The following is a 251-nucleotide window of genomic DNA, read 5'->3' on the forward strand; positions in this document are numbered from 1 at the left end:
CTTTGACGCTTTCTCATAAGTTAGAAAGTAACTGTGATCTGAGAACCAGAAATGTCCAGCGAGCTACAAGAATCTGAGCTTGAACAACGGTCAGCAGAAATTGGAGCCAATGCATCACCGATCTCATAAATACGCTCTGTCGGCAGGTTAGTGATCGTCACATCAAACTGACTTACGTTTGTATTTACCGCCACAGTGTAGTTACCACCCCAAGGGTTAGCAGCTGTACCTAGACCATCAGTGCCACAAAT

The 251-nt window shown here is 45.0% G+C and carries 1 pseudogene; it reads right to left on the minus strand.

The annotated features are described in order from the left end of the window. Positions 1-20 precede the first annotated feature (20 nt). A pseudogene (locus AB4585_RS27595) lies at positions 21-251 on the minus strand (hypothetical protein); the annotation flags it as partial.

The organism is Vibrio sp. 10N.222.49.C9 (assembly GCF_041474985.1).
In the GTDB taxonomy this organism is placed as follows: domain Bacteria; phylum Pseudomonadota; class Gammaproteobacteria; order Enterobacterales; family Vibrionaceae; genus Vibrio; species Vibrio crassostreae_C.